Below are 6,990 nucleotides of genomic sequence, written 5' to 3'. Positions count from 1 at the left end.
GGACCACCTCGAGCCGACCCGGCGATCGGGCGTCGGCCAGGCCGGCCCGGACGATGTCGACGTCGAGCGGACTGCTGCCGCCGCCGAGGAAGGCCTCCACCGTGGCCACGGCGCAGGCCGCGTTGTGCGCCTGGTGCTCGCCGAGCAGGGGCAGGAACAGCTCCTCGTACAACCCGCCCAGACCCTGGACCGCGAGCACCTGCCCACCGACCGCGCCCAGACGCCCGCGCAGGCCGAACTCCAGGCCCTCCTGGGCGACGGTCGCCTCCACCTCGGCGGCCCGGCGCAGCATCACCTCGGCGACCTCGGCCGGCTGCTGGGCAAGGACGGCGAAGGCGTTCGCCTTGACGATGCCGGCCTTCTCCGTCGCGATCCCCTCTAACGTGTCGCCGAGGTAGTTGGCGTGGTCGATCGCGACCGGCGTGACGACCGCGACCTGGCCGTCGGCCACGTTGGTCGCGTCCCAGGCACCGCCCATGCCGACCTCGACGATCGCGACGTCGACCGGCGCCTCGGCGAACGAGGCATAGGCCATCGCGACCATCGCCTCGAAGAACGAGAGCGGGTGCTCGTTCTTCGAGTCCACCAGTTCGAGGTAGGGCTCCAGGTCGACGTAGGTGTCGATGAAGCGCTGCGGCTCGATCGGCTCACCGTCGAAGCAGATCCGCTCGCGCATCGACTCCAGGTGCGGGCTGGTGAACAACCCCGTGCGCAGGCCGAAGCCGCGCAGCAGCGCCTCGATGATCCGCGCCGTGCTGGTCTTGCCGTTGGTGCCGGTGACGTGGATGACCGGGTAGGAGCTCTGCGGGTCGCCGAGCAGTTCGGTCAGCGCGCGGATGCGGTCCAGGCTCGGCTCGAGCTTGGACTCCGGCCACCGCGACAGCAGCGCGTTCTCGACCGCCGCCAGCTCAGCCATGGAGCGATGCCAGCTGCGCGGTGATGCGAGCGACGTCGGCCTCGCCGCCGGCCTTGCGGGCGTGGATCTTCGCCACCACCTGCTCGGGCGCCTTGGCCACGAAGTCCGTGTTGGCCAGCTTGGCGTCCGCGGCCTCGATCTCCTTGCGCGCGACGGCCAGATCCTTCTCCAGCCGGGCCTTCTCGGCGGCAACGTCGATCGCGCCGGAGAGGTCGAGCTCCACCACTGCGCCCTTGACCTGCAGCGTGGCGCCGGTGGCGAAGCCGTTCTCGTCCGGAGTGAGCCGCGTGAGCGCGCGGACCTGGTCGGCGTGCTCCGCCAGCCCGGGCACGCTGCCGTCGCAGGTGATGCGCGCGGCCACCTTCTTGCTCGGCGCGACGCCCTGGTCGGACCGGAACCGGCGAATTTCGGTGACCAGGTCCTGCACGGCCTCGATCTGGCCTTCGGCGTCGGCGTCGGCGTAATCCGCCCGCGCCTCCGGCCACGGCGCAACGACGATCGAGGTGTTACCGGTCAGCGTGGTCCACAGTTGCTCGGTGACGAACGGGATCACCGGGTGCAGCAGCTTGAGCAGCACGTCGAGGGTGTGCCCGAGCACCGCCCGGGTCGCCTCCGCCTCGGCTCCCCCGCGGGCGAGCGGAGCCTTGGCCAGCTCCAGGTACCAGTCGCAGAACTCGTCCCAGACCAGGTGGTAGAGCTTCTCGGTGGCCTTGGCGAACTCGTAGTCCTCGTAGAGCGCGTCCACCTCGGCGACGGTCGCGTGCAGCCGGGACAGCATCCAGCGGTCGGCCGGGGAGAGCTGCTCGCGCGGCGGCACGTGGGCGGCGACGGTGGCGCCGTTCATCAGCGCGAAGCGGGTCGCGTTCCAGAGCTTGTTGCAGAAGTTCCGCGACCCCGCGACCCAGTCCTCACCGATCGGCGCGTCGGTGCCGGGGTTCGCGCCGCGCGCCAGGGTGAAGCGCAGCGCGTCCGAGCCGTAGGTGTCCATCCAGTCCAGCGGGTCCACGGCGTTGCCGAAGGACTTGGACATCTTCTTGCCGAGCTGGTCGCGCACCATCCCGTGCAGACCGATGGTGGCGAACGGGATGTCGCCGCCGGGAGCGTCGTCCTTCATCGCGTACAGGCCGAACATCATCATCCGGGCGACCCAGAAGAACAGGATGTCGTAGCCGGTGTAGAGCACGGAGTTCGGATAGAACTTCGCGAGCTCCGGGGTGCGCTCGGGCCAGCCGAGGGTGGAGAACGGCCACAGGCCGGAGGAGAACCAGGTGTCGAGGACGTCCTCGTCCTGGATCCAGCCCTCGCCGGGCGGCGCCTCGTCGGGGCCGACGCAGCGCACCTGGCCGTCAGGGCCGTACCAGACCGGGATCCGGTGGCCCCACCACAGCTGCCGCGAGATGCACCAGTCGTGCATGTTGTCGACCCAGGCGAACCAGCGCGGCTCCAGCTCCTTCGGGTGGATGGCCACCCGCCCCTCGCGCACCGCGTCGCCGGCGGCCTTGGCCAACGGCGTCACGTTGACGAACCACTGCAGCGACAGCCGCGGCTCCACCACGGTCTTGCACCGCGAGCAGTGGCCCACGGAGTGCAGATACGGCCGCTTCTCGGCGACGATGCGCCCCTCGGCGCGCAGCGCGGCCACCACGGCCGGCCTGGCCTCGAAGCGGTCCATGCCCAGGAACGGTCCGTGCGCGGTGATCGCGCCGGTCTCGTCCATGATCGTGATCGAGGGCAGATTGTGGCGCTGCCCGATCGCGAAGTCGTTCGGGTCGTGCGCCGGGGTCGTCTTGACCGCGCCGGTGCCGAACGCGGGGTCGACGTGCTCGTCGCCGACGATCGGAATCTGACGTCCCGTCAGCGGGAGCTCGACGGTGGTGCCGATCAGGTGCTTGTAGCGCTCGTCCTCTGGATGCACCGCCACCGCGGTGTCGCCCAGCATCGTCTCGGCGCGGGTGGTCGCGACCACGATCGAGGCGTCCCCGTCGCCGTAGCGGATCGACACCAGTTCGCCCGGGTCCTCCTGGTGCTCCACCTCGATGTCGGAGAGCGCGGTGTGGCAACGCGGGCACCAGTTGATGATCCGCTCGGCGCGGTAGATCAGCTCGTCGTCGTAGAGCTTCTTGAACATGGTGAGCACCGCGCGGGACAGGCCCTCGTCCATGGTGAAGCGCTCACGCTGCCAGGCCACCCCGTCACCGAGGCGCTTCATCTGGCCGAGGATCTTGCCGCCGGATTCGGCCTTCCACTCCCAGACCTTGGCGACGAAGGCCTCCCGGCCCAGATCGTGGCGGGACACGCCCTCCTTGGCCAACTCCCGCTCCACCACGTTCTGGGTGGCGATGCCGGCGTGGTCCATCCCGGGCAGCCAGAGCGCCTCGTAGCCCTGCATCCGGCGCCGGCGGACCAGCGCGTCGATGAGGGTGTGCTCGAAGGCGTGGCCGAGGTGCAGGGAGCCGGTGACATTCGGCGGCGGGATGACGATGCAGTAGGCGGGCTTGTCCGAGGCCGCGTCGACCTCGAAGTAGCCCGCGTCCACCCAGCGCTGGTACAGCTCGCCCTCTACCTCCGCCGGCGCGTAGCGGGTCGGAAGGTCGGCGGCGGGCGAGGTGGAGGCGTCAGTCACCCGCGGAAGTCTACGGAGCGCGTCCGGGGGATCTCGAACCGATTAGCCGAGCGCTCCTCGCGATGAAGCAGGATGGCCGCATGCCCAAGCCCAAGGTGAGGTTCGCGGACCCGGCGAACCCCTCGCCGGCCGAGCTCCGCGCGTGGGCGAAGTGCAACGACCTGGAGCCGATGGAGGACTGGGACCTCGTCCTGGCCGACCTGCGCTACGCGGACGTGCTGGTGGAGCAGGTCGCGAACGAGGCGTGTCCGTCGCAGCGCTACCTGCTGGCTGCGCGGTACCTGCTGGCCGGGAACGCGGTGCGTTCCGGGTTCACCGGCCTGGCCCGGGCCGACCTCGAAGAAGTGGTGGCCACGGCCCGGGCCACCGGCAATGCCTGGCTGGAGTTCTGGGTCGCGCGCTCAGAGCAGTTGATGGCCAACCCGGCCGAGTTCGACTACGCGCTCTGGTGCGCCGGTGGCTTCGCGAAGCGCCCGATGAACTAGCGAGGGTGCCGGCGGGAGTCGATGACGCCGGTGTCGAAGCCGGCCAGATGCAGACCACCGCCGATGAACCGGGCGTGCTCGATCTTCAGGCAGCGGTCCGCGACGACCTGGAGCCCGGCGTCGCGGGCGCGCTGCTCGACGGCGGCGTCCGTGAGCCCGAGCTGTAACCAGCACGTCTTCGCCCCGACCTTGATGGCCTCGGTCAGCACCTCGTCGAGCTCACTCTGCCGCCGGAACACGTCGACGAGGTCCGGGAGGACGGGCAGCGCGGCCAGGCTCGGGTACACCGGCTTGCCGAGGATGTCGGTCTTCGCGGTCGGGTTCACGAAGTAGACCTCGTAGCTGGTACTGGCCAGCAGATAGGTGGAGACGAAGTAGCTCGCGCGGGACTCGTTGGCCGAGGCGCCGACCACCGCCACCGAGCGGGTCTCGCGCACGATCCGGGCCCGGTGCGCCAGGTCCTCCGGAGTTCCGACACTCACGCGATCGCCTTCTGCGACGCGGCCAGGGCCTGGTCCAGGTCCCAGATGATGTCGTCGACATCCTCGAGTCCGACGCTGATGCGCACCAGGTCCCCGGGCACGCCGGCCAGGGCCAGCTGCTCCTCGGTGAGCTGACGATGCGTCGTACTCCCCGGGTGGATGACCAACGTGCGCACGTCGCCGATGTTCGCCAGGTGGCTGGCCAGCCGGACGTTCTCGATGAAGGCCTCCCCCGCCGCGCGCCCGCCGACCACGCCGAAGGCGAAGACGGCGCCCGGCCCCTCCGGTAGGTAGTGCTTCGCGCGCTCGTGGTGCGGGTGGCTGGGCAGGCCGGCGTAGCGGACGTAGCTGACGCGGGGGTCTGCCTCCAGCCAGGCCGCGACCGCGGCGGCGTTGGCGACGTGCTCAGCCATCCGCTGCGGCAGCGTCTCGATCCCCTGCAGCAGCATGAAGGCAGCGATCGGGGTGAGCGAGGGACCGATGTCGCGCAGTTGCTCGGAGCGCACCATCGTCAGCCAGCCGTACATGCCGAAGTTGCCGGCCCAGGTCAGGCCGCCGTAGCTCGGGATCGGCTCGGTCATCCGCGGGAAGCGCCCGTTGGTCCAGTCGAACTTTCCGGACTCCACCACGACGCCACCGAGCGTCGTGCCGTGCCCGCCGAGGAACTTCGTCGCGGAGTGCACGACGATGTCCGCGCCGTGCTCGATGGGCCGACACAGGTACGGCGTGGCCATGGTGGCGTCGACGATCAGCGGCACCCCGGCGTCGTGCGCGACCTCGGCCAGCCCGGCCAGATCGGCCACCTCACCGGAGGGGTTGGACACCACCTCGACGAAGACGGCCTTGGTCGCCGCGGTGATGGCGGCGGCGTAGTCGGCCGGGTCGGTGCCGCGGACGAAGGTGGTCTGCACGCCGAACCGGCGCAGCGTCACGTCGAGCTGGGTCAGCGTGCCGCCGTAGAGCGAACCGGCCGCGACGATGTGGTCGCCGGCACCGGCCAGGGCAGCGAAGGTGAGGAACTCGGCGGACAGCCCGCTCGCGGTGGCGATCGCCCCGAGCCCGCCCTCCAGCGACGCCATCCGCTCCTCGAGCGTGGCCACCGTCGGGTTCGCGATCCGGCTGTAGATGTTGCCGTACTTCTGCAGCGCGAACAGACTGCCGGCGTCCGCGGTGTCCTCGAAGACGAACGCGGTGGTCTGGTAGATCGGCACGGCGCGGGCGCCGGTGTGCGGGTCCGGACGCGCGCCGGCATGCACAGCGCGGGTCTTGAAGCCCCAGTCTCGTTCAGCCATGACGGTTGGTGAGCCTACTTCTCGATCGAGGAGGACCCGCCGAGACCGATGCCGACGGCCTCCGCAGTGAGCGCGAAGATCTGGTCCCGCTCGATCAGGAACCCGTCGTGCCCGGAGGGCGAGGAGATCACCCGCAGCCCCTTCACGGTTCCCGGTGCGGTGGCGATCTGCTCCTGCTGCCACAGCGGGTAAAGCCGGTCGGTGTTCACTCCCCCGACGAGCAGGGGCACCTCGATCCGGCCCAACGCGGCCTCCAGGCCGCCTCGTCCCCGTCCCAGATCCCAGGTGTTCATCGCATCGGTGAGCGCAACGTAGGTACCCGGGTCGAAGCGACGGGACAGCTTGACCGCCTGGTGGTCCAGGTAGGACTGCACCGCGAACCGGCCGGGCCCAACCGCGGCGAGCGGATCCTCGCCCGCCTGCGGGGTACCGGCGAACCGGTCCTGGAGTTCGTACTCGCTGCGGTAGGTCAGGTGCGCGATCCGCCGGGCGATCTCCATCCCGGCCCACGGACCACCGCCGGCCTCGTCGTAGTAGTCGCCCCCGGCCCAGCCCGGGTCGGCTCTGATCGCCGCGATCTGGGTCGACTGGGTGCCGATCTGGTCCCCGGTCGCAGCTGCGCCCACCGCGACCACCAGGGCGGCACCGACCCGGTCCGGGTACGCGTAGGCCCACTCCAGCGCGCGCATCCCGCCCATCGACCCACCGAGCACCGCCGCCCACCGCCGAACGCCGAGGTGGTCGGACAGCAGGCGTTCGGAGCGGACCTGATCGCCGACGGTGACGCGGGGGAAGCGCGACCCGTACGGCCGCCCGTACCCCCGCCCGTCTGTGGCCCGCGAGGAAGGCCCCGTGGACCCCTGGCACCCGCCGAGTACGTTCGCCGCGACCACGAAGACCCGCTCGGTGTCGAGGGGCCGGCCGGGACCGATCAGCCCGTCCCACCAACCGGCGGTCGGCTGACCCGGACCCGCGACACCGTGCACATGGGCATCCCCCGTGAGCGCGTGCAGCACGAGCACCGCATTGGACGCGTCCGCGTCGAGGGTGCCCCAGGTCTCGTAAGCCAGCGTCACACCGGGCAGGTGCCCGCCGAGCTCAAGGTCGATCGCGCCGAGGTCTGCGAACCGCCGATCCGCCGCCGGATCGCCCTCGCGCCACCCGCCCGGCCGTGGGGACATAGCGGAAGTCT

Annotated in this window: 6 protein-coding genes; 1 reads left to right on the top strand and 5 read right to left on the bottom strand. The window is 70.8% G+C overall.

Going from position 1 to position 6,990, the window contains the following annotated elements:
• Both H0X00_RS03810 and H0X00_RS03805 read right to left on the bottom strand, forming a co-directional pair.
• A partial coding sequence (locus tag H0X00_RS03810) for a Mur ligase family protein (RefSeq protein WP_293767415.1) occupies positions 1-916 on the bottom strand: 916 nt, incomplete at its 3' end.
• Positions 909-3,539: a valine--tRNA ligase gene (locus H0X00_RS03805; protein ID WP_293767414.1), complete on the bottom strand. Its 2,631-nt coding sequence runs from the start codon at positions 3,537-3,539 to the stop codon at positions 909-911. The genes H0X00_RS03810 and H0X00_RS03805, both read right to left, overlap by 8 nt.
• 80 nt (positions 3,540-3,619) lie before the next feature.
• On the opposite strand from H0X00_RS03805, the gene H0X00_RS03800 reads away from it, so the two are divergent.
• Positions 3,620-4,024 (top strand): hypothetical protein, encoded by a 405-nt coding sequence (locus H0X00_RS03800; protein ID WP_293767413.1) that lies wholly within the window; start codon positions 3,620-3,622, stop codon positions 4,022-4,024.
• Here H0X00_RS03800 and H0X00_RS03795 read toward each other — a convergent pair.
• Genes H0X00_RS03795 through H0X00_RS03785 form a run of 3 tightly spaced genes read right to left on the bottom strand, consistent with a single transcriptional unit; the run spans position 4,021 to position 6,979 of the window.
• Positions 4,021-4,506 (bottom strand): CoA-binding protein, encoded by a 486-nt coding sequence (locus H0X00_RS03795; protein WP_293767412.1) that lies wholly within the window; start codon positions 4,504-4,506, stop codon positions 4,021-4,023. The genes H0X00_RS03800 and H0X00_RS03795 overlap by 4 nt on opposite strands.
• Complete coding sequence (locus H0X00_RS03790; RefSeq protein ID WP_293767411.1) at positions 4,503-5,798, bottom strand: O-acetylhomoserine aminocarboxypropyltransferase/cysteine synthase family protein; 1,296 nt, start codon at positions 5,796-5,798, stop codon at positions 4,503-4,505. The genes H0X00_RS03795 and H0X00_RS03790 overlap by 4 nt, the downstream gene beginning before the upstream one ends.
• Positions 5,799-5,812: 14 nt before the next feature.
• A complete protein-coding gene (locus H0X00_RS03785; RefSeq protein ID WP_293767409.1) occupies positions 5,813-6,979 on the bottom strand; it encodes a homoserine O-acetyltransferase in 1,167 nt (388 codons plus the stop codon).
• Positions 6,980-6,990: the final 11 nt, after the last annotated feature.

Source organism: Sporichthya sp., from assembly GCF_013815995.1.
Classification (GTDB): Bacteria; Actinomycetota; Actinomycetes; order Sporichthyales; family Sporichthyaceae; genus Sporichthya.
Note: the sequence above shows the minus strand (reverse complement) of the source record. Positions and strands in the feature narration are given on the sequence as shown.